4 protein-coding genes are annotated in these 3,004 nt (G+C 64.2%); all 4 read right to left on the reverse strand.

Features of this window, described 5'->3' with window-relative positions; translation table 11 throughout:
• Positions 1–31: 31 nt before the first annotated feature.
• The 4 genes from LKD37_RS17115 to LKD37_RS17130 all read right to left on the reverse strand — a co-directional run bounded on the left by LKD37_RS17115 (position 32) and on the right by LKD37_RS17130 (position 2,704).
• A complete protein-coding gene (locus LKD37_RS17115; protein ID WP_302930272.1) occupies positions 32–1,396 on the reverse strand; it encodes a phage terminase large subunit in 1,365 nt (454 codons plus the stop codon).
• A complete protein-coding gene (locus LKD37_RS17120) occupies positions 1,393–1,755 on the reverse strand; it encodes a hypothetical protein (RefSeq protein WP_302930273.1) in 363 nt (120 codons plus the stop codon). Before LKD37_RS17120 ends, LKD37_RS17115 begins: the two co-directional genes overlap by 4 nt.
• Entirely contained in the window at positions 1,749–1,943 is a 195-nt protein-coding gene (locus LKD37_RS17125; RefSeq protein WP_302930274.1) for a hypothetical protein, read from the reverse strand. Before LKD37_RS17125 ends, LKD37_RS17120 begins: the two co-directional genes overlap by 7 nt.
• 149 nt (positions 1,944–2,092) lie before the next feature.
• Entirely contained in the window at positions 2,093–2,704 is a 612-nt protein-coding gene (locus LKD37_RS17130; protein WP_302930275.1) for a hypothetical protein, read from the reverse strand.
• Positions 2,705–3,004: the final 300 nt, after the last annotated feature.

Genomic DNA, 3,004 nt, shown 5'->3' on the forward strand with positions numbered 1-3,004 from the left:
CGGCAGCTTTGGCTGCCGTCCACGGGCCTTCTCATGTCCCCGTCCGCATGTTCAGCGGGTCATCCCGCAGAGGAAGCCCGGTGTCCCGCTTCTGGGGCGGGATAGGCCGGGACATGCAGAAATACCGGCTCTCGTCGGCCACATGGTCCTCCTGCCGGGTGTCCACGTCCTCCGCGTCCGTCTGGTCGAACAAAAGCTCCGGAATCGTCCGGATAAACGCCCGGCACCCGGAGAACACATACAGCATGGGATACCCCTGCTCATCGAAGCTCATGCGGTAGTGCAGCTGCATCCACCCGGGGATCCGGCGGTTGTCCCCCCGGGTGAAATAGACCCGGTGCCGCAGGGCCGTCTCATAGATGCTCTCGCCCCGGCTGGTGTCCCAGATGGCCGGGTCCGCCACCCCCTGAATCTCCCGGCCCTTCAGCCAGGGGTGGGTGTCCTCTATCCGGCGGATCTCCGCAAACTGCTTCTCAGGCGTCCACCGGACGCCCACATCCGGCTCCCCGGTGCAGCCGTACAGCTCCAGAATCCGATAGATCACCCCGTCATAATCCACCGCCCACCAGCCGCAGGAGAAGGGCTTGGCATAGCCGAAGTCATAGCTGCGGTAGACGGGCCACTCCCGGGGGATGTCGAAGGGGGCGATGACATGGGTGAACCGCCGGTCTTGATAGTGGGCGGGGTCGTTGGTAAATTCCTGGAACACCTGCCCCTGGAACACGTCCCACTTGCCCTCCAGCCAGGCGTCCCGCAGCCGCCGGGGCAGGGCCTCCAGCTGCCGCAGATAGTCCGGCTGCTTTTTCAGCAGGGCCCGGTTGTCGGTGACCTTGGCGGGGATGAACACATAGTCATCGGGGTTTTCCCCCGCCTGGAACCGCCGGTCGATGAACAGGCGCTTGATATAGCTGTGCCCCGGCCCGCCGGGGTTGCAGGTGTAGTACAGCCGCTTGGGAAATTCGTTGACGCCCCGCAGGCAGGCGGCAAACTGCCGCAGCCACTCCTCCTTCAGCTGGGTGGCCTCGTCCAGGAAGATCACGTCGTATTCCGCCCCCTGATAGCGGTCCATATCGCCGTCGGCGGCGCAGTAGCCGAAGTCCAGGACGCTGCCGTTGGGGAAAACGAACTGCCGGGCGGTGGCCCGGTATTCCGCAAGACCTGCCAGCTCCTGCCGCAGAAAGCGGATGTGGTTGGCCTCCAGCTCCTGATAGGTCCGGCGCACCAGCAGCAGACGGATCCCCGGATAGCGCAGGGCCAGCAGCTTGGCCTTGGCGCGGACGGCCCAGCTTTTGCCGCCGCCCCTGGCCCCGCCGAAGGCCACATACTTCTTCCGGCACCGCAGAAACTCCTGCTGCCGGGGGTTGGGCCGGTCCATGGTGAGAATTTTTTCCGTCACAGGCTCCAGTCCTCCGTTTCCTCCGCCAGCTCCACCCGGACCACGCCGCCGGGCTGCTGCCCCTCCAGGGTCTGCTGAAGGTTCATCAGCTCCCGCAGAACGGCGGTGAGCTCCTTGATCTCCCGGGTGTCCAGGTCCTCTGTCAGCCGCTGCTCCGCCTGGCGGCGCAGCCGGGCCGCCAGATTCCGCAGACGGGCGTTGGCCCGCTGGTCGTTGGTGCCGTGCCAGCCCTCCAGCACCGCCCGGCGGCCGATGGCCGAGGAGGAGACGCCGTATTTTTCCGCCAGGCGGCGATAGCTCCAGCCCTGGGCGTTGAGCCTCTGCAGCTCCTCCCAGGGGATGTTCTCCCGTCTCACCATGGGGCCGCCTCCTCTCCGCACAGGCAGTCGGCGAAGTAGCTCTCGGCGTAGTCCGCCAGGCAGTCCCGGCAGACGGTGCGGCCGTTGATGCGGTAGTAGGCCTGGCCCTGATAAATCTCGCCGCCGCACAGGTCACAGACGGCCGCGGTGCAGCAGCCGTCCTCCTCATAAATTCTGGGAAATCGCATGTTGATCTCCTCCTTTCACCTGTACCGGGACAAAAGGGGAGTGGTGCCCATCCGGTTGCCGGAATCGGGGCAACGGTGGCGGAAATGGGGCGATTCCCGGGCCCTACGGACGGTTGCCGGGAAAACACCCCGTTCTTGCGGCCTGCCCATCACCAATCCACGTATTTGGTCATGCGGTCGGGGTTGGTGACCTGGGTCTGGGCCGGGGGCCTGCTCCAGCGCTCCCAGGACTCCGCACTGCGGCAGGCGGCCTTCCAGTCCCGCATGGGGGCCTTTCCCACCATCCAGCCCCGGGCCTGGTAAAAGTCGATGAAGGCCTGGGGCTCCACCGGCGAGCGTCTCTGCAAAACATAAGCCCGCACTTCATCCAGGGTGGGTGGGACAAAGCGCCCTCCGGCGCTGCCGTCTCCACCTCCCGTCCGGTCCGATTCCGTCTCGTCCGGTTCTGTTCCGTCCTGTCCGGTTCCGTCCGGTTTCGTTTCGTTCCGTTCAGTGGTTTCGGCTTCCGAAACCGGGGTTTCGGCGGGGCTTTTCCGGGGACGCCCGCCCTTTTTCCCGACGGCGGCGTCGTTCTGGTTCCGGATGAACTGGGCGCGGAGCACCTGATAGACCACCCCGGCACCGCCGGTAAGATCGGTTTCCGTGCCGCTGCGCATAAAGCGCATGGCGGCCAGCACTGCCTGGCCCACCTCCTGGTCCGTCAGCAGCTCCAGCATTTCCAGCTGGTCATCGAACAGGGGAATGTGTTTTTTCTTGGCCATAATGAATCACCTCCTGCATTCCCCCGGAAAAACCGCCGTCCGTTGCCCGTCTGCGGACAACCGCCCATGAAAAAATGCCGTATTACGCGCCCCATCCCGCTGCGTCTGCCGGGAACCACGGGGCGGGGGAGTGCATAGGATGATGGCGGAGAGGGAGTTTTCCGCTCTCCGCTTCGTATCATACCGGAACCTGTTAAAAAGTTTTTATCAGCGCCGAAGTATGATACCAAAACCTGTTAAAAAGCTTGAAAAGCTTTTTATAGCACCGAAGGTGCGTCAGGTTTTGTATGAGACGTCACA

The organism is Brotocaccenecus cirricatena (assembly GCF_020687045.1).
GTDB lineage: Bacteria > Bacillota > Clostridia > Oscillospirales > Oscillospiraceae > Vescimonas > Vescimonas cirricatena.